This is a genomic window from Pseudoalteromonas sp. AWH4_217 (assembly GCF_056161105.1).
The window spans coordinates 1-23,143 of the sequence record NZ_JBSWYM010000012.1 but is presented as its reverse complement, the minus strand read 5'-3'; the positions used below and the strand labels follow the sequence as shown (position 1 = coordinate 23,143).

Below are 23,143 nucleotides of genomic sequence, written 5' to 3'. Positions count from 1 at the left end.
GTTTGTAGAAAGGGTTATGAATAGAGCGACCTTGGCTAAGTGAACAGCGCTCTGGACATCCACCTAAAAGTTATTGCTCTTTGAACCTGCCCACAATTGATTTGCGAGTTTTGAGTGAGTGTTCAGGCAAAGTCATAAAATATAAATATCTGAAGATTTTTAAGATACTAGCGTTAGCTTTTAGCAACAGGCTTGTTAGCTCATCGGATATTCTTAGGTGGATGTCCTCTAAACAACTCCTTGCAAAAACTTTTGCGTTTAAGGTGGTATTCGGGAGCTTCAGTATTGTGTTGCTCACATCTTAACAGGGCGTTATACTTCGTGAACTATTTTCTGCATAAATCGCAGGCTACTAATTTAGAGTGAAAAATGAAAAAGCTTTGTACTATTTTGATCAGCTCAGTATATCTGGCCACCACAACTGGTTGTTCAAGTCTAGCAGGTATTGACCCGTCTACGTTGAATAAAACAAGTAAACAAAGTTATGTAGAAATAAAAGCCCCCTTTAAGTGGGAAGAACATTTTAGTGTTGCCCCAGTAACACATCATCTAACTTTGAAGGCTGGTAAGTACACAGCCTATTTAGACGATCGTAAAGGTACTTACTATGAAGGTGTTGGAGAGTGCTTAGAGTGGAAGTATGTGTATGATGATAAAGAAAAAAATCCTGACATAAATAACTATCGCTGTGGGGTTTATGTTCCTGATAATAAGACTGGACGGATTAAAGTTTATTTTTATTCAAACCCTGAAGCAGAACGAAGTATTTTGAAATCTACTAACTCTGGAATACTAGTAAGAGCACTTGTTGAGGCCGAATTGGACAATTTAAAGCATCTAATGTATCAGCCAGATGAAGAAATAATCCGTAAAGCCATTGAGGTTTTAAAATAGACTCTTTAAATATAATTAGCGCCTTAAACATCGCGGCCTCCGGCCACTGGACTCGCAACAAGTTGCTCGCCGTTTAGGCGGATTTTAGGTAACCAATGGAATTCCGCAATCAACTTATAATTGGTATTTCAATCATATTTGGCTGGGTGCCATCGTTGATATTGGCTGCGTTAGCGTGCTTGGGTGTTTTTTTGGGCACACTAAGTTTATTCAATAAAGCATCCCCTATGGCAATTGTTTTTGTGACGCTTGGCGTTATGGGCATATTAGGCTTTGTTGGCTCTACTTCAGTATGTTGGGGTTTGAAAATCTCTTATCGTAAAAGGTTTTGGTTTCTTTTATGTGGCATCGCTTCTTTATTAGTTGCTTCTTTGTGGCTATTTAATGGTAGCTACAATCAGCCTAACCTTCACGATGATGCAGCGGCTTATTTGTTTTTTTATATTTTTATATGCCCTTTATTAATTGGCATGTTTCATGTTGTTTTACATTTAAAAAGTGTGGGTAAGGTTACCTAACAAGCCAAGTCAACGGCACTATCCCTATATCCTGAACCTATTACGTAGCGCCAGGCCAATAAGAAAGACCAGAGCTATTGAGGCGAGTGATTGAAATCCTGCGACAGCAAATACTGCGTGAGGTATGTCAACAACCAGCTTGTCATTAACCAAAGTCCCATACAATGCAGCTGATGATTCTGAGCGCGCATCTTTTGAACTCGGTATTACGGAAAACATCTGTGAGAAAGAAAATAACATCGCATCGTATGCAATATCTTTCTTGTCAGATGAATAGGCATATATTGGTGCACATGTCAGCCAAAGTAAGACAAGTGATAGTGTGGGCCTGAAGACACTCCGGCCGTAATCACCAAGTTTTTGAAATAGAAACTCAGTGAGCAATTGGTACCATGGGGTTTCAATCCATCTACTACATTTCATTTCTTCGACGTGTAGGTCTAAAGCGAGTTTATGATGCTTGTTCGTCTCCGCCAGTTCTTTCAAACGTCGAATACGATCTATGTCCTGCTTGTCGGCGGCAGCGGTTTTGCTTAACCAGGGTAGCTTTCTGGATAGTTTCTTAGAAAGCCCTAAGGCACTCTTGGCTTTAGAGTATTGAAGTGGAGAGCCAAACCAAATTTTCTGAATTCCAATTAGTATTTTGAGAATGAACCTGCTTTTATTGGAAGTCTTTGCTTTAACAGAGAAGTGGCTCAAACTTAGTTGGTGTGAAAGTTTGGTGTTGGTGAAGTCAGGTACGCAATTGAAACTATTTCCATCTAGGCTCACGGGGCCGTCAAAAGTTGCAAACTTAAAAGACAGGGATCTAATCTGTGCTGTTCTTGTGACAGCTGAAAAATTGAATTGTCCTGATGTATTTATGGACTCGAAGCAAACGTCACTGTTACCAAATTGTGCATAATGGAAGCTAACGTTACCCTCACCAAATCGTGTACTCTTGAAGTAAACGTTACACTCTCCAAAGTGGGTGTCTCGAAAGTCAACATAGCCCTCATCAAATTGTGCGTTTTGGAAATTAACGAACCCCTCATCAAATTGTGCGTTTTGGAAGCTAACGTTACCTTTACCAAATTGTGCATAGTCGAAGTTCACGTTACCTTTACCAAATTGGGCGTCATAGAAACTTACGTTACCCTCTCCAAATTCGGTAATCGCGAAGTGTACGTCGCCCTCTCCAAATTCGGCAAGCATGAAGTTTAAGTCACCCTTACCAAATCGAGTATCAATGAAGTTCACAGTACCGTCCCTAAATTGTGCGTGACGGAAGTTAATGTTGCCCTCTCCAAATTTTGCGTTACGGAAATAAACGTCGCCCTCACCAAACTGTACGCAGTCGAAGTTAACGTTACCTTCACCAAATTGTGCGTAATAGAAGCTAACATTACCTTTCCCAAACCGGGTGCCATAGAAGTTTACGTAACCATCACCTATTCGCACGTTATAGAAGTTTAAGTTGCCCTCACCAAATCGGGCGTGCGAAAAGTTGACAGTCTCACCAAATTTTGCCCTAGCAAAGTGAACGTTACCTTCTCCAAAGTTTGCGTTTGAGAAGTTAATATCACCTTTACCAAAGTTTGCCTCTGAGAAGTCAATGTCACCTTTGCCAAAGTTAGATCTAACGAAGCTAACGAAACCCTCATCAAAAAGCGATTTTGAGAAGGTTACGTACCCCTCGCCAAAATGTGCGTTGGAGAAACTAATGTCACCCTTTGGAAACATGTAACCTTCAAACGAAACAACAGCGTACTTTGTGAAGTCTGCCCCCTCAAAACTCACGTCAGCAATTGGGTTTTCTTCTACCCATTTGTTCCAAGCCTCTTTACCTTGAAGCCAAAGGTCAATTGCGGCCTGGCCTTCTAAGACTGTTTTGTTGTCATCACGTGCCATAGTGTGTGTCGGTCATTGGTGGGGTTGGTCGGCATAATTTACGTCCCTTTTAATCAGAGGTCAATTTTGAATCTCGATGCCTTGTTACTCCCTAATGTTATGAATAATCTAAATTATATGGATGGTTATACCAGCCTGAACTTATATGCAGATATCGATTTTATTATGGTAATGCCTACGCTGATTAGCGTCAGTTAGCCAGGATTGAACGGTTTTTTAATGCTGTATAATCGCTCGAGTAATCAAGCCACATCCATCAATGAAGGTTCAGATATTTGGATCATGCCTCTTAAGAAATGAGAGGGGGAGGTGTGACTAAGAAAGCGCCAGCTAAAGCGCTCTCTTAATCACAGACGTTCTATTAATTAGCCGCTTTCAATACAACCACCTAAACAATCACCCCCGGAATTTCCTTACCAAACCCAAGGTCTACGCCACACGCTTTGGCTGCGGTGTGCAGTACATCGTGCTGGTTGTAGCCTGAGCCGATGTCGCTGACTACGCCGCGGTTAATGCGGGCGCCGCCGCCTGCGATTAGATAGGCGCAAGGGTTGGCAGAGTGCTTGTCTGCGTGGCCCATGTCGGTGGTTTCTAGTACCACTGTGCTGTCTAAGATGCCGGCTGCTTTGAGTTTTTGGATCAAATAGGCGCTCAGGCTGCCCAGGTGGCTGCGCATTTCGGTGTAGTACGGGTAGTTTGGCTGGCCGTTACTGCCACCGTGGATGGCGTTGTGATAGTGCCCCTGGAAGTTCAGCTCAGGAATACGGAACTCAGACTGGTGGTTACCAAAGGCCAGTGATACCGAGCTGGTCAGGTTGCATTGCAAAGCTGCCACGGCAATGTCTGCCTGCAGTCTGGCCTGCTGACTGAAGGTATCAAAGGTCAATGGGAACTCAGTGTCATCGGGGGCAATGCCACAGGAGGTGCCGCCAGAGAGCTCATCTAAACGCCGCTGGGTGTCTGCAATGGCATCGAGATGGTCATTCATGCGCTGTATTTCGTAGCCTGCGAGTCTGTTTTTTATCGCGTTGGCTGCCGACATATGCGCATTCATGATAGGCGTTTTACTGTTGCTGCCCTGGGCGCCGCCAAACACCATTTTATACACGGTGAAGGGGTTTTCCTGGAACGGCAAACGGTTACGGTTGTCTTTGGTTAAGTGACCCTGGCCATTACTGTGAACGCCTAAGTTCAGATAACGAAATGGCAGGTTCGGGCCTAACGCGTTACCCATAGTGACGTCGTAACTGTCACCGCCCCAGCTCTGGGCGAGCAGCACCGGCATACGGCCATGACCCGCGTTGGAGTGGGCCATATTGACCATAAAGTTACATTCGGTTTTAACCGGCTCATAGCCTGCCGACATCACACCCAGTTGCATGGTTTCACCGCTGCCTGTGGGGTTCCAAAGCGACGCAATAGAGCCGCCCGGAATATAAATAGACACGGTTTTGTTGGGCAGCCCGGCGTCCATGGCATCGGCATGTCGTGCGTAAAGCAATCCTGATACCAGCGGCGATGTGCGGATCAGGGCGGTCGAAATACCCGACGCCATAAACATTTTTAATAAGCTGCGGCGCGATATCGCCATGTTATTTAAATGCTCTTTTTTCATGTTACTAACCTCTTAATGTTGTGACCCGCATTACTCGCTTCTGGACCAGGCTTTGCGATAACGCACCGACTTGAGTGAACCAAATTTCTCCAGCATGGCTCTCGGGCTTTCCTGCATCATGGTGTTGGTCAGTGTGTCGATTTCGCACATATAACCGACCTGCTCTGTCTGAGACAGTCGCTTGTCTTCTTCACTCGTCGGGTCGATTGAGTCATGACCCACACCCATTACGTAGCGGAACATTTGCTGTGGTAAGCAGCTTTGAGCTGAAGACAGGTCGGCTATCACAGCACCTAACTGTTTAGTGCCGTTGAATGGCACAAAGTCACTGACCTGAGCGTACTTCTCAGGGGCGTAGAGGATGCCCGATGCGTCGATCACATTACCGTTGTTGTCTTGATTACGGATGTTGCCCACGGCATCAAAGTCTTCCATACCAAAGCCCATCGGGTTGATGTACTTTTCGTGGCAGCTTGAACAAGGCTGGCCTTCGGTCAAGCTGTGGTACTTGAGTCGGTTAGTGGTCGTCGGGTCTTGCAACAAGTCAGACAGCTCGGCAAGCCTTTGCTCTCTGGCTTCAAAGGTACCGGCTGGCGGATCGGGTTGATCCTGGCACAGCATACGGCGGCGCACTCTGACCGAGCGTAAGATAGGGTGCGACTCGTCAACTTCGGCCCAGCGCGACATAAACGCACCATTGGCTAAGATACCCCCGCGCTGCGTGGTCTCTACCTTTTGCAGTTCATCGCCCGATACGCCGGGAATGTTATAGTGGTTGGCCAGTAACTGGTTCACGAACGTGAAGTTGGCGGTATACAGCGAGCCAAATTTTTCGTCCGGCTGAGTCATGATGTAGGAGAAGGTTTCGTTGATCTCCGCTTTCATGGCGGGTACCAGATTGGCAAAGCCCGGATAGTGGTCCTGATCTTTACTGGCAACTTCTAAACTGCCTGTGCCCAACCAGCTGCCTACAAAGTCACCCAGCACCGGTTTGGCTTGCTCTGCCAGGCGGTTTGCATGGGCAATGATATGGGCTTCATCACGCAGCTCATCACGCTCAGCGGCTTGCCACAGTAGTTGGTCAGGCGTTGACCCGGTAAAGGTATAAGATAGGAAGGTAGCCATTTCCCACGAGGTCAGCTCAAAGGCGTCGTAATCCAGCTCTGAGTTATCCGGGTTCGCTTCGCCTAACTCATGACGATAAATAAACTGCGGCGAAGACAGCAAGCCTTCCAGCGCTAACTGCATGCCCGCTGCAACGTCGTTATTGTTGAAAAATCCGGTTGCGATCAGTCGATAACTGTCCGCTTCATCCTGCGTTAGCGGACGGCGGAATATCTGCGGCGCTAACTCATCAATTAAACGGTTGGCACAGTCTTCATTAATGGCTGCACAACTTAAAGCGGGCGAATAGCCATTATCAGCCACCCATTGTGCGATTTCTTCGGCAACCAGCAGGTAGTTGCTGTAGTTAGAAGGCTGCACAGCGGCATGGGTATTATTGATGAAAAAGCCCACCTGAGAATCCGGCGACAGGCCGTCTGACACTTCAAAATCAACCCCCAGTAAGTCTTCTACTGTGTTTTGATATTCGGTTTGCGTCAGTATTTTCAGCTGTCGTGCACCGTATGCCACAGGCGCGACACCCACATCACAGGTTAATGGCGCAGGCCACAGGGTTTGCAGGTAATCTGCGATATCCGTGGCACATTGCTCATCACAGGCACCCGGCGCGCCATAAGGCATAGTCGCGGTTATCACATCAATCATGGCCTGTACATCGCGTTCTGTATTGAGCGCAGGGAATGAACCCAGACCGCCACCCTCAGAGCCATGACAACCGGCACAATTAGTTTTGTACAACTCCATACCACGGGCAATGGGGTCGGTTTGCGTGACTGTGATACGGGCAATATTACTGGGCTGGGAGGGCACTGAGTTGTTCAGCGCAATCACCTTGTAATCAAACTCGCCGGACTCCGGTAAACCCGATTCATAATAACTGGCGTTAGAGGCAAGCGTAGCGGCGGTGTGCCAGCGGCCATCAAGTGATTTTAAACGCACCAGATAGTTGGTTTCGTTATTGCTGTTGTCGTACCAGCTTAATTGCGCCTGCGCTTCGGTAGAAAGCACACTGGCGCTGAGCTCGGAAGGCGCAGCCGGTTTCGCCGCCATATTAACCGGCTCAAAACCGTCTTGCTCGGCTGATAAAAAGGTCAGGTTAAAGTAAACCGGTACGGTCTCGCCAATGCCACTCAGGTTAGCAACTACTCGCAGTGCCTCAATACCATAGTCCATATCAAAGGTCTTACTGTCGATGATCATCGGCGTAAGCGTACTGACATTAACATGGCCCGTTGCCAGCTTCACAACCAACACATCCAGGCTGAGTTCATGGTTAACGCCATGCAGGCTCATCTCGCCGGTAACGGTTTGAACCGTCGGGTTGCCCACTTCCAGCGTGCTCAATAGTGCAGGGTCAATCTGAGTACTGAAGTATGCCGTTGGCAATAATTCTGTTTCAAACAGTAAGTCCATGACCCGGCTGTTTCTGATATCCACACCGGTAGACACGCTATTTAAATCAACTGCCAGGATTACGCGCCCGTCGGCATCAATACTGCCCGATAGCGCGGGGGCCGCGTTATTCTGCGACGCAAACTGGTTCAGCTCTGCCACATGGTCTTTTTTGACCGACACGTAGCTGAGCGAAGACTCTGCGCTGTCCAGTGCCCACAAGCCCGTTTCTGTGACCGCATCCGGGGGCGTAGTCGGGCCAGAGTTGCTGCACACATCACCATTGAGGGTAATGACAACGTCTTCACTCAGGCCATTTTTATTGGCAACAAAGCCGAGACCAAATGACTGATTTGCATGAACTGTATGACCTTGTGAGGTGATGGTACAGCCCGTGTCGTTACAGTCGAAATTGCCGTTCCAGCTATTTTGCAGGGAGATGCCCGGGTTCCAGGTGAGTTCCAGTGACCAGTTGTTAATGCTATGCTCTGAGTCATTCTCTATGACTATTTCAGTTTTAAAGCCGTTGTTCCAGTTATCCGGAATGTTGAATGAACACTGTGCTGCCTGAGCAAACGGCGCGCTTGCGATTAAACTGATGCAGGCGGCAAACTTTGTAATAGCAGGTGCTGCAGATTTGCTACGAGTCAGGGTAGAGAATCGTGGTAAAATATTGAATATCATTTTCTTTCCCTCCTATTGTTGAGCTTCAAAAACTAAGTTAAAGCTCACGGGAACCGCGTAACTGATCACAGATAAATTCGCCAATGTTCTCAGTGTTTCTATACCTGGCTCTAAGCCAAAATCTGTCGCGTCCAGCACAACAGGGGCAAGGCTTTGCACCATCACCTTAGTGTGCGTCAGGCGGCGAACTGCCACGTCCGCTGTTACTTCGGCTATCACGCCTTTGAGGTTGAGCGTGGCGGTAACTGTCTGCTTTTCAGTGCTGCCAATGGGCAAGGTTGTCAGGGCTGCATAATCAACCGCGAGCAGCACTTCGGCGTGCGGGAACAAGCTGGTATCGAATAAGTGTTCCTTCATTCTGCCGTCCCGGGTGTCATTGCCCGTATTAACACTGGCCAAGTCCAGAGTGAGCCTTGCCGCACCTTGCTCAGAAATACTGCCGCTGAGGTTTTCGAAGGTGTGTGCTTCAACCACGTGCTGTTTTTTGGTTGAGACAAAATACACTCTGGAGCTTTGCGAATTTAACTCAAACGGCCCGGTGATTGGCGCTACATCCGGCTCTGCGACCTGAATGCTGATAGGCTGGCTGACTGTGGTATTGACCCCGTCATTGACCGTTAATTTGACTGTAAATGTACCTGTTTGATCGAAAATATAAGCCGGGTTTGGCTCGCTGGATGTATTGCCATTGCCAAAATCCCAGCTGTAGGTCAGGGTATCGCCATCGGGGTCGGAAGAGCCACTGCCATCAAAGTTCACTGTTAAAGGGCGCTGGCCCGAGGTTACAGAGGCTGACGCAACGGCCGTTGGCGCATGGTTAATGTTGCCATCTGTCGAGCATAAGCCGCCGAGCGAAGGCGTAGTTGGGGCATCGTTTTCCTGCGCCTTTTGGGCATTAAAGCCAAAGTTTAAGCTCTGGCCTGGGTTAATGGTGCCGTTGTAGTTCTCATTCACAATCTCATAGGGGTTATTGCCACTGTGATTACCATGCCAGACGCCGGTCAGTTTGGTGTTGTCGGCAAATTCCATCAGCACTTTCCAGTCTGAAATAGCCACGCTTTCGGTGTTAGTGATGGTGACCTTACCGCGAAACCCTGAGATCCATTCCTGCTCCACTTCAAATACACATTGTGCCGATTCTGGCTGCGCTTGTTCAATCGAGAGCGAAATTGGTGCTGCCTGGTAGTCATTGGCGCCGTCGTTGATGGTTAACGATACCTGGTAATCACCCGGCTGCTCAAAAGTATGCTGTGGGTTCATTTCATCTGAGTTTTGGCCGTTACCAAAATCCCATAGGTAGCTCACTGTGTCTGAGGCCGAATTGGCAAGCTCGCTGTTGAATTGGATGGTGGCAGGCGCCGTGGCCTGGGTGTCAGACGCGGTAATGGCAACACTGACTTCGTTATTGTCATCCTGCCCGCTGCTTGCGCAAATGCCAGAGAAGACAGGTGCAACGGCGGTTTGCCCGGCCGCTTTTTGCACGTTAAAACCAAAAGACTTTGACGAGTTTGGGTTAATCTTTCGGTTCCAGCTGAGGTTCTCAAACTGATAGGGGTTGCTGCCGCCCAGTTGGGCGCGCCAGGCATTGTTGATTGACTCACCCTGATTAAACTCAAGCCCGACCGTCCAGCCATCTAAGGCAACGTCGGAATCGTTATATACCGTGACTTCTGCGGTATAACCGCTTTGCCACTCATTTTTTACCTTGAACTCGCACTGCGCTGCCAGGCCCGGCATCGCGTGTCCTAAAGCCATTAAACAGAGCCCGACTTTAAAAAGCCGGCGCTGCTTGTTGTATCTATGTTGTCTCATGAGTATTCCCCAGAGCATTGTCATCTGACATGTTGTTTCCCTGCTGTTCTTCGCTGAATAGGCGGTCGACCAGAATGAACAGGTTAAAATCGCAACGACAAGCTCAGGGATGAGGAAAGACTAAGAGAGGGCGGTATGACAACAGATGCCATAGGCGTGAATGCCAATATGCTACGCAATGCGCATACAAAACAACAGTATGCACACTACGCTTCATTATCACTCGTTGGCATTCAGCAACCCCGCTATCTTAGCACTCACCTTAGACCGGAAGCTTTGCGTCCCTTCCTTTCGAAAGGTTTGCTATTTTAAGCCTGTCTGTGGAAGTTAGCCTAAAATTGCAATAACCACAAAGGCCAAACCGCAACTTTCACATTATTTGCACATTTCACCTGAAATAAGGTAGGAAGGCTGTTTGAAATTTACCCACCATCATTGTGAAGTCCTTTAAATTTAATGATTTATGCTCATTTTTAGAAATGTGCACAATGTGGCTCAATTGTGCACAGGGGAAGAGGAATGTGTCCTAAATTTGAAAAATGGCATGTGCCATTTATTCACCCTTAACTCGCTTTGTTTGATTCAATCCTGCTCGTAGCAACTATCTGATTTGCTTATGAAGTGGCAAAACCAGTCTTGTGGCTCTACGCTTTATTGTTAGCTCTATTTTATTCCATTTATTCAAGGTTGATTGGGTAGGTTATTACAAGGGTTGTTTATGACTATTGAGCAGAAATTGGAAAGTGCACGACTGGAGTTGCTTGATATGGGGCTGCGAGCAAACCCGCAGCTTAACTATCGTAGCAGTGGAAAAGCGATAGATATAATTGACGAAAAGTCTGAGCAAGTTTTTGAGTTGCTTGTCGAAAAAGAAAAAACAATGAGCTTTTTGCCATTACCAAAGGCTTATCAAAATAACATCAGCGACGATGATCAAAATACCTTTTTTCAGTCTGATGAAGACACTGAGTTACCTCCGCTGGATTTGTATTTGGAGCAGCAAAAGGGGGAGGCACGATTTAGTGATAAGTATCTTCAAACTGGGTTTATGCCTGCAAAGCTTGATAAGGCACTGTTAAAGTTAGAGGCGGATGCACACACAATGTTGCAAGAGCAGGGCATAGAAGTAATGTACCTGGCGCTGGGGTTTTTGCAATGGAATGAACCGTCCAATACGCGAGTGTCGCGCTACGCACCTTTGATCCTGGTCCCCGTAAAGCTTACAAGGTCGTCCGCCAGGGATAGCTTTAAGCTGAAATACACGGGTGAGGAGATGGGCTCCAACCTGACGCTGGCCGCAAAATTGAGAACCGAATTCAAACTACAATTACCTACTTACACGGTTGAAACTACTTTAGCAGACTACTATCAAGCAGTTGCGCATGCTGTTGAGAAGCAATTAAGCTGGAAAGTCCACCCGGATAAAATCGGCCTGGGGCTTTTCTCGTTTGGCAAGTTCCAAATGTATATGGATTTAGATCCGAGTGGCTGGCCAGAAGGTAAAAAGCCTGAACAGCTGCCGCTCATGACACGTCTTTTGAGTGAGGGGTTTAGCCCAGAGGCCGAGTACAACGCCAGTGAATTGGCGCACCCAGAGAAGCTCCATTTGGTAAAAGATGCCGACTCCAGCCAGATAGCGGCGATTTTGGCAATGAAGTCGGGTGCTGATTTTATCATCCAGGGTCCACCTGGTACTGGCAAGTCTCAAACCATTACCAACATCATTGCTGAGGCTGTTGCTTTGGGTAAAAAAGTGCTGTTTGTGGCACAGAAAATGGCGGCACTAGAGGTGGTGAAGAAGCGACTTGATGAAACTCACCTCGGGCTTGCTGTGCTCGAACTGCACAGTCACAAAAGTACCAAGAAGGTGGTACTGGCTTCCATCTCAGAGTCACTGGCACAAGGCAAGCCCCAGATAGCAGACAGAGAGAAAGAGTTTGCTGAGCTTACAGCTGCCAAATCACTACTGGATTCTTATGCGAAAGAAGTGAGAGTGCCCATTCTCAATAGCAAAATCAATTATATCAGTGCTTTGGGTAAGCTGATGCAGCTTGAGCAAGCGTCGACGGGCAAACCAATACCCCTGTTGCCATTTAGTCTGTTTTCGCAATGGACAGACGAAACATACCATCAAGTAATAAAAATTGTCGACGAACTGGTCCAGCAGATACAGCAAGTGGGGGAGCCAGCCGCGCACCCGTTTGCCATGTCTACCCGCCAGGATTTTTCTCCCGCGATGCATCAGGCGTTATCCGCTGCGATGCTGGCACTGAGCGATGAATTAAGCGCATTGGGTTCTCATTGCCAAACGGTTGCTGAGCGCATACAGCTTGAAAGCCCCGACAGCTTGCAGGCGGTATCTCAATTGATTTCCACCGCGTACTGGTTGTCTGAGGTGCCTGAACTGCATGGGGTACAAGTAGATAGCGCTGTGTGGGTTTCGGATGAGCAACAGGTAGTGCGTGGTCTGGAGAGTCTTGAACGCACCATGTTGCTTAAAAAGGCAGTCGAAGAAGAGTTTATTGCACTTGTATTTGAGGCCGATTTACTGAGTATCCGTGAAGGGTTAGTTGGAAAAACGGATAAATGGTGGCGCTTTTTGTCGCCTAATTTTAGAAAATCGAAAACTAAGCTCTCTGGTCTGTACAAAGGGACTTTGCCGAGCAACCCCGCAAAGTGGTTAGAGTCGTTAGATACAGTGTTGGAGTATAAAAGCGCAAAACGCGAGTTTGATACCTACTGTACGTTTTTATCGAATGCTTTTGGCTCGCTATGGCAAGGAGAGCACTCAGACTTGGCAGAGCTCAAACGGGTTTTTGAATGGATCTGCGACTATTATCAAAAAGTGAATAGTGGTCAGTTGCAATTGAAGCTGGCAAAAGTAATTGATGCTGGTGTAGACAAACAACTGCTATTGAATGAGTCAGACGGGCTAAAACGATTACATAATGAGTCGTTACACCTTTGCAATCGACTAACAGAAATCGTTGCGATAGACCCACAAAGGTCAGAGTATGAACTTGCGACAATGAAATTTGGTGCTTTGTCAGATCTGTTAGCGAGTTGGAACAAGCCAGAGCAGTTGTATGAGTTTGCGCGATATAACCAGATAATTACTGCACTTGAGCAATATCAGATCCAGCCCTTCGTAAAACTGGCCTTCAATTGGAAAGAGTCCCCGGAAGCCTTGCAGCATGTATTTGAAAAAAGCTATTACCAGGGCTTGGTTGATTATGCGTATGCTAATTCCGCATCTATCCGGCAATTTGATCGGACAAAGCACGAAAAGACCATCAAAGATTTCAAAAAAGTGGACGAAGAAAGTCTGTTTTTTGCTCAGGAAAAGCTCGTCGGTCAGTTGTTTGAACAGTTACCGAACAAAAATGCAAAAGGAGAAATGGAACTGGTACTGCGGGAGCTCAGCAAGAAGACGCGTCATATTCCTTTGCGGAAATTATTGAGTGAAGCGGGCCATGTTATTCAACAGATTAAACCTATCTTTATGATGAGTCCTATGTCTATCGCAACTTACCTTAAGCAAGGTGCGCTGGAATTTGACTTGATTGTTTTTGATGAAGCCAGCCAGATCCCCGCTCCAGATGCATTGGGTGCGATGATGCGGGGGAGTCAGGTGATCGTTGTTGGCGATAGCAAGCAGATGCCACCTAATAGCTTGTTTGCAAAGTCGGTGGAATTGGAAGAAGAAGAGCTTGAAAAGAGTGATACCGCTGACATCGAAAGCATACTGGCACTGATGGAGTCTAAAGGTGCGCCAAGCCATATGCTGAAGTGGCATTACCGTTCACGCCACGATTCGTTAATAGCCGTTTCAAATGAGCAGTTTTACAAAAATGAGTTGATCGCATTTCCGAGCCCCGGGTTTCACCGTGATGCAACCGGGCTGAAGTTCCATTATTTGCCAGAGAGCTGGTACGACAGAGGGGGGTCAAGAACTAACCCCGGAGAAGTAAAAGCAGTGGTCGCAGCTGTGCTTAAGCACGCTCTGACCAAACCTCATTTATCGCTCGGTATTGTTGCTTTTAGTTTGTCTCAGCGCGACGCAATCCTTTTGGAGCTTGAAAAAGTGCGCCGTTTACACCCTGAAACTGATGGCTTCTTTGAGCGCCATGCTGGTGGTGATGAGTTTTTTGTAAAGAACCTTGAGAACGTTCAGGGTGATGAGCGAGACGTCATCTTTATTAGTATTTGTTATGGAAAAACAAAGTCTGGCCAGATAAGCCAGAATTTCGGTTTATTAAATAAACCCGGGGGAGAGCGCAGGCTCAATGTATTAATATCAAGGGCACGATTGTCTATGGAGGTCTTTTCGAACTTCCACGGGCAAGAGCTCAGAGTGGATAGTGGCAGCCCATTCGGGCTGCGTGCATTGCAGGCGTTTTTAGAGTTTGCTGAATTCAACAAATCAGAAACGGCTGTTGAAGGCGAGCAGGAGGCAAATTTTGCTTTTGGTCGTGTACTGCAAGATGCTATTCAAAACTTGGGCTTTGATGTTGCGGCACAAGTGGGAAATCAGGGGTATTTTATTGATTTGGCAATACGCCACCCAAGTTATCCTGAACAATATGTTTTGGCATTTGAGTATGATGGTGAGGGCTACTATGAGGCGGTTTCTGCCAGGGACAGGGAGCGGTTGAGACAAAGCGTACTAGAGGGGTTAGGGTGGAAATTTGCGCGCATCTGGTCAACCGACTGGTACAGAGATCCGAAATCAGAGCTGCAAAGACTGAAAGTGATGATTGAGGAGGCCATACTGAATCACGATGCACACCTTGCTGCACTGGAAGGTGACACAGAACAGGCTGCGGTATTGGCTGATACTTTATCTGTGACTGCAGAAACCGAGGAGCAAGGCTCAGTCCCGGTAATACAAAGAAATGAAGTGGCAGAAGAGGCGATATTTGATGCATGCAAAATCCCTTATAAAAAAGTGGATGCTTCTGAACTTAACATGCCCAAGGTTGATGATTTTAGTGCTATTCCATTAAGCGCGATAGAGCATGCGATTGAGCGAGTTGTGGCCAGTGAATACCCTACTTTTGCTTCCATAGTTGCAAGCCGTTTGGCCAATGCCGCAGGGTTATCTCGCGTTGGCAGTAAAATAAAACGGATTGTGGATCAAGCTATTGATGGTTTAGCGGACAAAGGAGCAATTCAAAAAGACGATAACAGGGTTCTATGGCCCAAGGGCGTCTCTAGCGTTAAATTACGCAATTGGGATGCCACAGACCCCTCAATGAAAAAGCTGGAAAATGTCTGTGACGCTGAGCTTACCAACGCGCTGTTGTTGACAGTACGGGACGCACATGCAATCAACATGACTGACTCGGCATCTGCCGCCCTTGGTTTACTAGGATTTCAACGTGCCACCGCACAGGCTGTTGAAAGGATGAACCGTCTGGCACAAGAGCAATGTAAAAAAGGCGTGCTAACCAGTGAAAACGATAGACTGAAAATAGCGGTAAGAAATTGATAGATGCGAAAAAGGGGTTTTCTCATTAACAGGTCGCCTGCTTATTCATGCGCCTGCATTTCGTGTGTTCTGTTGCCAACCGTGTCTGGATTGTCTCTGGTTCCACTTCAAGTTACAGTGTTTTGTTAGTTGACCTGAAAATATAAAAAAGTATGGAAGGATCATGGATTACCTGAGCATTAATAAATCAGCCTGGGACAAAAGAACCCAATTACACGTTACGTCTGAATTTTATGATGTTGCCGGGTTTAAGGCCGGACAGTGTTCATTGAACTCGATTGAACTGGCACAGGTGGGTGATGTGCAGGGCAAGTCTCTGCTGCACCTGCAATGTCATTTTGGCCAGGATACCTTATCCTGGGCACGCCAGGGCGCCGATGTGACCGGGGTAGACCTATCTGAAAGTGCTATCGCACAGGCAAATAACCTCAAAGATGCACTTGGTCTTAAAGCTGAGTTCATTGAAAGCGATGTGATCGAGTTTGGTCAAAGTAACACACAGCAGTTTGATATTGTGTTTACCTCTTACGGTGTGTTGTGCTGGCTGCCCGATTTAACCGCATGGGCAAACACGGTGGCAGGCGCGCTCAAACCTGGTGGTGTGTTCCACTTGATTGAGTTCCACCCTTTCAATGACTTGCTGGCAGGCTATGCTTATTTTCCTCATGGTGCGCCGGATATTGAGGAAGAGGGCACTTATACAGAAAACTGCGATGGCAGCAAAAGTACCACAGTGACCTGGACCCATTCCGTCAGTGATGTGATCAATGCATTGATAAAGGCAGGCCTGAGTATTGAGCTCTTTGCTGAACATCCGTATAGCCCATACGATTGCTTTGAAGGGCTGGAGTTTGTGTCTGAGCTGGGATACCAAAAGTTGCACCAGGGTCAGCAGGTGCCAATGCTGTATTCGATTAAGGCGCGTAAAAGCCAGACACTTTTATAATGGATAATATCACTACCCTTTATGCTACTAATGGTAGTGATACCGTTTACGCTCCAAGATCCAGCAAAATACTAAAGCCGCTAAACCACAGGCATAGGTGATATATAAGGGCACTAAAGTATTGGCGTCCTCGGCATACATAAATGCGTTAGACATCACCCACGCAGCTACTGCGCCAATTCCCAGCCATGCGGCTGCATAATACAGCCTATGGCCTGGTGCGCTCATATAACCTGAAAGCACCACACATGCCGCTGCAACGCCGCCTATCACGGGTTTTTTCCACCAACCTGCATATTCGGCCATCATGCCTGCAAGGGTTGCAGAAGCGATAAAAGTAATGACCACGATTACAATGGACAGTAACAGCTTAAGTATTTGTTGCATAGACCACCTTTTCATCCATTAAATATTACTCAGGATAGCCTAATCGCGTCATAGCGCTATAGTTTGGTGAATCTTCAAGTGAGCATTCTAATGGCACGGACTGGACGTCCGAGATGTTTTCTCAGGCTGATTAATACCAATTTCGCTTAATACCTGTTCAATTTGAAGAAGCAAATATGACGCTAACTGTGTTAAAGATTTCTCATTTAGAACCTTTACCTAAGGTATGAGTTCGCAAATCTTTGCCTTGTTATCGACCATATTTTCTCGCCTCAAAATAGAACACTTAATTAAGAAAATTGGTATAACTTTAGTTAGCATGCCATAAATTAGAATTGGGTTTGCAAGTGAACAAATCGGTTTTATAAGCGTTTAAAGGACAATGTGTTTACCTGGCCCTCCAAGCTCAACTACATTGCACTACATATAGACTGTTGCTAAAATCGCTTTGTTAGACAGGGGCTTACGTTTATGATTCGTGTTCAATATCATGAAGGTCGGTTCCGTCCGAACAACCAGTCATCTTAGAATTAGATACGGACTGTTAGAACTAGATAAGGAACTTTATGAACAAGCTCACTCTTGCTATCGGCTTAGCCATGCTAAGCACTGCCACGACTGCCCAAACCGAATTCAATGCACAATACACTTTAGAATATGATCAGACGCTAGATGGTCAACTTAACAATGTTTTATATAAAAGCTACGACTTTAAAGGTGACGCGAGCCACTTTATCGCCGAAGTTACGGGGAGTATATTATCCGGCTCGACCACTTCTAACGGTAAGCTAGTTAGCTTCCAGATAACTACGCCGATGAGCGGTGAAACCCGTTACTATGTAGGTTCTCAGACTAATATTAGTGACTATAGTGGTACTTGGTATTCTAATAAAGATACTCAGGGTGATTGGCGACTTAGAGCCAATAATCCTGGTTCTTATTACTCATGTAACGACATTTTGCTCGCTGGTATGAGTATGGGTGACGGTGTTTACGACATTAGTACAAAAAGTGGCGAAACGCTCTCTGTTTATTGTGATATGACAACAGATGATGGTGGCTGGACCTTAGTTGGTAGCTATCCAAAGACAGCACCTGGAGGTATGGCCCGAGTTGCAGACTATGGTACTGAACCAGAAACCAATCCGAATGATCCAACCAAACTGTGGCTCTTCCAGAAAGACTTAAGCCCATTTTCTGATGCGCGAGAGCAAATCTCTTGTTCGCAAACTGCATGTGCAGATGGTAAGTACGCTTTCGGAAATAATCTGACAACGTCTGATTTGGAAAAAATTCGTTCTTCCTGGGGATATCAGGACCGAGTAGAAAGTGCGCCTAAATTTATCGACGTACCAACTTGTAGGAGTACCTATGTGCAAAACGGCATTGAATATCCAGGCTGTGTAGAACCCGCCTCTTGGTCCCCCACATTATCCAATGATCCCTCTAGAATAGGCTGGCAGGCAGCACTTGATAGTTCTTATTGCTGGGCCGCACGTGGCACCTATAAACCAGGCTCTATGGGATCTGCTTTGTGTACCGGTAGTAAAGAACCAAACGGTACTCAGTGGGCATTGCTCTGGATGCGCTAGTCTATTGAGGTGGCGATAGCGTAATACAGGCCGTCAAAACTGTGACTACGAATGTTTACCAGGACAGCCACCTAAAAAGGGTGTACTTTTATCTGGACCAAAGTGCACCCATTGCCAAACAAGATTTAAAGTGGATGCCGGAGGGAATGTTTCATGTGAAAACGTGAATAAGTTCGAAGCTGAGCAGCCAGGCATCGGGTCTCAGAGTCGTGGCATTTTTGCAGAATATTTAGAGGAAAACCATGCGAACTACCTTACTAATCGTTACGCTTATTTTATTGAGCGCAAAAGCGAATTCGTGCTCATGCTCTGAGCCTGCTTTAAGTAGCCGGGTTCTAAACTCAGACCGAGTGTTCATAGGGAAAGTCATTCATTTACAAGATCTAAAGTATTCAAATTCGCAAGTAGCCCAGGACAGTTACGGTGTACAAGCCGAAATTTTAGTAACGGAAAATTTAAAATCTGAAACACCGAGCAGAATAAGTGTGACAACAGGGTATGGAAGAGGAGATTGCGGTATACCTTTCAGTATTAGCAATGAGTATATCTTTTTTCTAAAAAAGCAGCAGACTTCAGTTTCCATATGTCAGGGGCATATTTCCAAATTTGATTACGTGCCACATAGGTTCGAATCCAAGTTGAACGACGTGTTAAACTTTCTCGCACATGGCGAGTGAACAGTAAAACACAAGCAGCAAAACACAGACACTCAGAAGCAGCAAAACACAGACACCCAGAGTTATCTGTCTCTTTTTTAGGTTGGCAGACAAGTTTTTGAATGGATGTCTGCGTTGTTTACATGCTCTCACCCTGGTTCACAGTATTCAATGCCGCGTGGGTGTATTCTACTTTTTGGGTGACTAGGTTCGAAACTCATTAGGGGCGCTGAAAGTCAGTTAAGCCCGAATATATGTCAGAGCGGCACCTTATTAAGCGTGACTTAAAGTGACGGTTTGTCAATGCAAAAAAATAGTAAATGAGAGATAAATAAAAGAAGCAACAAGGCTGTTAACACAACCTTGTTGGGTGAGTATTATTTGACAACAGCAGAGCGTCCATATATGTCAATTATTTTTATTAAACTAGACGAAAGGCTTTTAATAAAAACTATCTAGCTGCTTTCTCAAATCTTCAACCATCGAGCTGTAAGAAAAAGTAGGAAACCCTTGATGCAATAGAGTAGTTGGATCAATAAAACTCTCGATTCGATTGTTGTATAATTTAGCTCCATGAATAATAATAGGTTTAAGAACTTCCGAAGCAATCTGATACATCGTACACGCACCTTCAGTGGTTATAGCTAAACAACGCCCCTTGAAACCTTGTAGTAAGATCTGCTTTACCACTAAAATAACATGTTCGGTATAGGTTGGCTGAAATCTCCAAAAATTATCGTAGGTTATCGGTGACTGTATTTGAATCGTACTTATTATTTTATTAAAAGGTCTATTATTCGAAGTATTTGGACTGAGTCCAAATGTCATCGATAACCTTAGTATCTCGTATCCCGCACGGACCTTCCGAATGTGCTGTTCAGCTAGTTGCTTACTCATTCCATACACTGATGATGTATCAAGGGCTGCTAGAGAAGATATAAAAATAACCTTCGCACCAATTTCATTAGCCGCCTCAACAATGTTTTGTGTTCCCTCAACATTAGTATTAAACGCTCGTTTAGGTTCTTTCTCGCATATCGCAACTCTTGGCATAGCAGCAGCGTGAATAACCACATCGGGGTTGAGACAAGAAAAGCATATATTAACTGCTTGTTTATCCGTGATTTCTAGTGCGAAAATACCCAATAAGGAATCTCCAACACGAGACGAACCAATCACGTCATAATCACACCGTAAAGCCTCATAAAACAAAGAGCCTAAATATCCTTTTACACCAGTTATTAGTATCTTCATATTATTTAACGCTTTTTATCCTAGCTCTAATTGTTAAACATCGACAAACCATCATAAAATCTTCTACTATGTAGTAATTTGGAGTCAATTTCTCGAGCGGCCTCCTGTAAAACATCAAGTTCTTTACTGCTTAACTGCTTAATGTCGTACCAGTTATTTTCAATTCTTTTAAATAAAAGACACCACTTATCGAGCCGATAACGTGGTATTACTCCTTCATTTTCAATAGCGATAAACAATTTTTTAGTACAACCTGTTTGAGCATGAGTACGTATTTCTGCCATCAAAGAAGAAAACCCAGGCTCAGTATCTTCAAACTGTTTTAATATGTCATAATTTGAGGATAGATAAAGCACTTTCAGTTCGTCCTTAGACATCCGTATAAGGTTTCTAAGTTCAGTTGGATAATTATCGATTTCTTGATTTTGGAGCCTTCCATCTATAAAAAAATCCTGTATTGCGCGAATACTGTAATATAGCTTAACAGTATCTTCTTCAAGTAAAATAAGACTGGTGTAATCTCGGATATTGACCGCTTTCGCGCGAGTACAGGCTTTTGTACAAATCTCGTCAATGATGGCAAACCTATAAGCTAGGCCACGCTCAATTGTCGCAAGAGTGGCGGGATCTGAAAGCGTTTTGTGCATTATGCTATCGTAGTTATCCAAATCGACGTTGATCGGAACATCAGGCATCTCACTCTGCCAGCCACCTGCAACTCGACCATCGTAGATAACTAACATATCATTCCCGACCGTCCCATCATCGTTAAATTGACATGCACTAAAGCCTTTCTCGTTAACAAATGCATCCTTCTCCCAAAGCTTGATTCGCTTATCAAGCAATTCTGTGTCACGTAAATCTGCTGCAACGTCAGAGAGCAGCAACTTCGCGAAAGTGATTTCAAACTCGTAACCGGAGGGCATTCGCAATATCTTGGCTGATTCAGTAGCTTTCACATTTGTGTGCAGCAACGAAGCGTTTGATAGTTCAACGGCAGAGATCCTTTGACAAAGATCCTCGACAAGTTCTTCCTCTCCTTCAATACAGTGGAGCTGTAAAAAGAATCCATTTTGATCAGAAAATTGAGATTCAAAAGCACTTATAATGTTGACAATGTATCTGAGGGGATCTTCACTATCAGTAGCCAGCTTTTCGACATGGTGATAGTCAAAGCTAACGCGAATACAAACTCGCCTATCCAACTGAGTCCTATTACCTTGTAAGTAAGCTTGATACATTCTTTTGAGAAGTTGTTTGGCGTTGCTTTCTCTTTTTGCCCAAAAACCACTTGTTACCATCCACGTTAAATCGGCTGATGACTTCGATATAATTTGACACATAAGATCTGGCTCTAGGAATCCCTCACCACCACCAGATACAAGCAAGTACCCCGTATTCGAATCACTTACAAGACGCATTAAATTACTAATTCGTTGTGATGTCATAGTGTTCGTTTCATTTTTTCTCTCTCCCATATTCGATGCAAACATACAATGTGCACATCCAACGTGGCACCTAGAGTTTATAAGTGCACAGATAAACCCCTTTCCTTCAAACTTTATGTTTGAATCCACTCTTACATGTTCCAGAACCAACCTACGCATCACACGAGGATTATCAAATGGATTTTTGGACACCTTACTAATATCGATTTTTTGTGTGCCCGGCAGTTCTTTCATTCTACGAATCCTTCACATTTTCAAAAATCAATGGTACAAACCAGATTAATCTAAGCCCCCATCAATTACCGAAACCTAAAATTTATTAAAAAATACAACTAGTCCAATAAAGATGTATCTAACAATCAACTTGTCTTTACTCCTGTCGAAATATTGTCCATATAATTTATTACCCCTTTGGGGTACTCATAAACGAAAAACGATAGGGAGATATAAGAACCGCAATCCACACAGTCAAGTTCACAAGCTAAACGGTATAAAACTTCCTCACCCATATTTCGCTCAGTCTTACCTAAACATTCAACAGAAAAAAACTCCATATTGACCGTTTCTATTGCACCACAGATATCACACTCACATTTTATTGGACTAAGTTGATCCCACATGACTTGCTTTTCCTTCAATACATAGAAAAATAATTTCAATTCAATGATAGTGCCGAGCCTTAATTGACCTGAACTGTGCATAAGAAATTGAACTAAATGCCCTTGTGGTGATCAGATATTTCGACCAAGAGTAACAAATCACCAACTCCCACCACTAATTTGCACCTTCCAAAGATACCGCCTACGCTTTAATTCTGTACTCAAAGGATTGAGGAAACCAAACTATGGCAACTGCCCGTAAAAAGCAAATCAGTTTAACCGACACCAAATACTTCCACTGTATTTCCCGCTGTGTCAGGCGTGCCTTTCTGTGCGGTGAAGATAAATTTACTGGAAAATCATACGAACATCGCCGGGATCAAAGGGAAGACACCCAGCAAAGGGAAGACACCCAGCGTTATTTATCCCCTTTTCGGGTTCTCAGTTGATGAATACGAGTGTTATATAGATTTAAATAAGCGAGAAACCGCGAGAGGTGGCTTCATGGGTGAGGAGTTTCAGCAGAAACAGTAGTTTTTGCATACTACGTAGCACGGTTAAGCACTGCTTGAGTGTGACAGTCATCATTTGAACTTTAGGTAGTGGCTTATGCTAGCCCAATAAGCGCTCACAATTGATTAGATTGGGGCGTCGCCTTTTTTGCAGATGCGCACAGTATTCAGTCATTGCCTGCCGTCTGCCGACGGCACCATGGAATATTCTGGTAAATCGTGTAGTGAGTTTTAGCTAGTTTTCTGGCTCTATTTGTAATCGGGCGAGAATAGGCTGGATTTCGCAGATGTAACCTCGCTTGTCTGCTCGAACGCATCGGCCGGTGAG

13 protein-coding genes, 2 pseudogenes and 1 riboswitch are annotated in these 23,143 nt (G+C 45.3%); of the genes and pseudogenes, 6 read left to right on the top strand and 9 right to left on the bottom strand.

Annotated features, from left to right (window positions below; translation table 11 throughout):
* Positions 1–369 precede the first annotated feature (369 nt).
* Together ACXAH1_RS15535 and ACXAH1_RS15530 are read left to right on the top strand one after the other, a co-directional pair.
* A complete protein-coding gene (locus tag ACXAH1_RS15535; protein ID WP_475197866.1) occupies positions 370–894 on the top strand; it encodes a hypothetical protein in 525 nt (174 codons plus the stop codon).
* Positions 895–989: 95 nt separating this feature from the next.
* Entirely contained in the window at positions 990–1,412 is a 423-nt protein-coding gene (locus ACXAH1_RS15530) for a hypothetical protein (protein ID WP_475197865.1), read from the top strand.
* A gap of 24 nt (positions 1,413–1,436) precedes the next feature.
* Here the strand turns inward: ACXAH1_RS15530 and ACXAH1_RS15525 are convergent, their stop codons facing one another.
* The 4 genes from ACXAH1_RS15525 to ACXAH1_RS15510 all read right to left on the bottom strand — a co-directional run bounded on the left by ACXAH1_RS15525 (position 1,437) and on the right by ACXAH1_RS15510 (position 9,873).
* Positions 1,437–3,302: a pentapeptide repeat-containing protein gene (locus ACXAH1_RS15525; protein WP_475197864.1), complete on the bottom strand. Its 1,866-nt coding sequence runs from the start codon at positions 3,300–3,302 to the stop codon at positions 1,437–1,439.
* Positions 3,303–3,690: 388 nt separating this feature from the next.
* Positions 3,691–4,917 (bottom strand): DUF1552 domain-containing protein, encoded by a 1,227-nt coding sequence (locus ACXAH1_RS15520; protein WP_052713331.1) that lies wholly within the window; start codon positions 4,915–4,917, stop codon positions 3,691–3,693.
* A gap of 30 nt (positions 4,918–4,947) precedes the next feature.
* Positions 4,948–8,118 (bottom strand): DUF1592 domain-containing protein, encoded by a 3,171-nt coding sequence (locus tag ACXAH1_RS15515; RefSeq protein WP_475197862.1) that lies wholly within the window; start codon positions 8,116–8,118, stop codon positions 4,948–4,950.
* 12 nt (positions 8,119–8,130) lie between these two features.
* Positions 8,131–9,873: a cellulose binding domain-containing protein gene (locus ACXAH1_RS15510; protein ID WP_475197861.1), complete on the bottom strand. Its 1,743-nt coding sequence runs from the start codon at positions 9,871–9,873 to the stop codon at positions 8,131–8,133.
* A 289-nt stretch (positions 9,874–10,162) separates the two neighbouring features.
* Positions 10,163–10,245, bottom strand: a riboswitch (cyclic di-GMP riboswitch).
* A gap of 403 nt (positions 10,246–10,648) precedes the next feature.
* On the opposite strand from ACXAH1_RS15510, the gene ACXAH1_RS15505 reads away from it, so the two are divergent.
* Together ACXAH1_RS15505 and ACXAH1_RS15500 are read left to right on the top strand one after the other, a co-directional pair.
* Positions 10,649–15,421: a DUF3320 domain-containing protein gene (locus ACXAH1_RS15505; RefSeq protein ID WP_475197859.1), complete on the top strand. Its 4,773-nt coding sequence runs from the start codon at positions 10,649–10,651 to the stop codon at positions 15,419–15,421.
* Between the two features lie 163 nt (positions 15,422–15,584).
* Entirely contained in the window at positions 15,585–16,367 is a 783-nt protein-coding gene (locus ACXAH1_RS15500; protein WP_475197857.1) for a class I SAM-dependent methyltransferase, read from the top strand.
* Positions 16,368–16,394: 27 nt separating this feature from the next.
* Here the strand turns inward: ACXAH1_RS15500 and ACXAH1_RS15495 are convergent, their stop codons facing one another.
* Entirely contained in the window at positions 16,395–16,754 is a 360-nt protein-coding gene (locus ACXAH1_RS15495; RefSeq protein WP_475197855.1) for a hypothetical protein, read from the bottom strand.
* A gap of 566 nt (positions 16,755–17,320) precedes the next feature.
* Here ACXAH1_RS15495 and ACXAH1_RS15490 point away from each other — a divergent pair.
* Entirely contained in the window at positions 17,321–18,346 is a 1,026-nt protein-coding gene (locus ACXAH1_RS15490; RefSeq protein ID WP_475197853.1) for a fibrinogen-like YCDxxxxGGGW domain-containing protein, read from the top strand.
* A 1,097-nt stretch (positions 18,347–19,443) separates the two neighbouring features.
* Here the strand turns inward: ACXAH1_RS15490 and ACXAH1_RS15485 are convergent.
* From ACXAH1_RS15485 to ACXAH1_RS15475, 3 genes are all read right to left on the bottom strand, one after another.
* Positions 19,444–20,256 (bottom strand): sugar nucleotide-binding protein, encoded by an 813-nt coding sequence (locus ACXAH1_RS15485; RefSeq protein WP_475197851.1) that lies wholly within the window; start codon positions 20,254–20,256, stop codon positions 19,444–19,446.
* Between the two features lie 26 nt (positions 20,257–20,282).
* A complete protein-coding gene (locus ACXAH1_RS15480; protein WP_475197849.1) occupies positions 20,283–21,938 on the bottom strand; it encodes a 4Fe-4S cluster-binding domain-containing protein in 1,656 nt (551 codons plus the stop codon).
* A 125-nt stretch (positions 21,939–22,063) separates the two neighbouring features.
* The gene (locus tag ACXAH1_RS15475) at positions 22,064–22,324 is read right to left on the bottom strand and encodes a hypothetical protein (protein ID WP_475197847.1); all 261 of its coding nucleotides are present in this window, start codon (positions 22,322–22,324) and stop codon (positions 22,064–22,066) included.
* A 224-nt stretch (positions 22,325–22,548) separates the two neighbouring features.
* Here ACXAH1_RS15475 and ACXAH1_RS15470 point away from each other — a divergent pair.
* Positions 22,549–22,695, top strand: a pseudogene (locus ACXAH1_RS15470) (transposase); the annotation flags it as partial.
* A 220-nt stretch (positions 22,696–22,915) separates the two neighbouring features.
* Here the strand turns inward: ACXAH1_RS15470 and ACXAH1_RS15465 are convergent.
* Positions 22,916–23,143 (bottom strand): annotated as a pseudogene (locus tag ACXAH1_RS15465) (transposase); the annotation flags it as partial.

Excerpts from the sequence above, each read along its gene's own strand:
- ACXAH1_RS15485 (WP_475197851.1), bottom strand. The coding sequence starts at position 20,256 with ATGAAGATACTAATAACTGGTGTAAAAGGATATTTAGGCTCTTTGTTT.
- ACXAH1_RS15480 (WP_475197849.1), bottom strand. The coding sequence starts at position 21,938 with ATGAAAGAACTGCCGGGCACACAAAAAATCGATATTAGTAAGGTGTCC.
- ACXAH1_RS15535 (WP_475197866.1), top strand. The coding sequence starts at position 370 with ATGAAAAAGCTTTGTACTATTTTGATCAGCTCAGTATATCTGGCCACC.
- ACXAH1_RS15495 (WP_475197855.1), bottom strand. The coding sequence starts at position 16,754 with ATGCAACAAATACTTAAGCTGTTACTGTCCATTGTAATCGTGGTCATT.
- ACXAH1_RS15510 (WP_475197861.1), bottom strand. The coding sequence starts at position 9,873 with ATGGCTTTAGGACACGCGATGCCGGGCCTGGCAGCGCAGTGCGAGTTC.
- ACXAH1_RS15505 (WP_475197859.1), top strand. The coding sequence starts at position 10,649 with ATGACTATTGAGCAGAAATTGGAAAGTGCACGACTGGAGTTGCTTGAT.
- ACXAH1_RS15500 (WP_475197857.1), top strand. The coding sequence starts at position 15,585 with ATGGATTACCTGAGCATTAATAAATCAGCCTGGGACAAAAGAACCCAA.
- ACXAH1_RS15475 (WP_475197847.1), bottom strand. The coding sequence starts at position 22,324 with ATGTGGGATCAACTTAGTCCAATAAAATGTGAGTGTGATATCTGTGGT.
- ACXAH1_RS15520 (WP_052713331.1), bottom strand. The coding sequence starts at position 4,917 with ATGAAAAAAGAGCATTTAAATAACATGGCGATATCGCGCCGCAGCTTA.
- ACXAH1_RS15525 (WP_475197864.1), bottom strand. The coding sequence starts at position 3,302 with ATGGCACGTGATGACAACAAAACAGTCTTAGAAGGCCAGGCCGCAATT.
- ACXAH1_RS15490 (WP_475197853.1), top strand. The coding sequence starts at position 17,321 with ATGAACAAGCTCACTCTTGCTATCGGCTTAGCCATGCTAAGCACTGCC.
- ACXAH1_RS15515 (WP_475197862.1), bottom strand. The coding sequence starts at position 8,118 with ATGATATTCAATATTTTACCACGATTCTCTACCCTGACTCGTAGCAAA.
- ACXAH1_RS15530 (WP_475197865.1), top strand. The coding sequence starts at position 990 with ATGGAATTCCGCAATCAACTTATAATTGGTATTTCAATCATATTTGGC.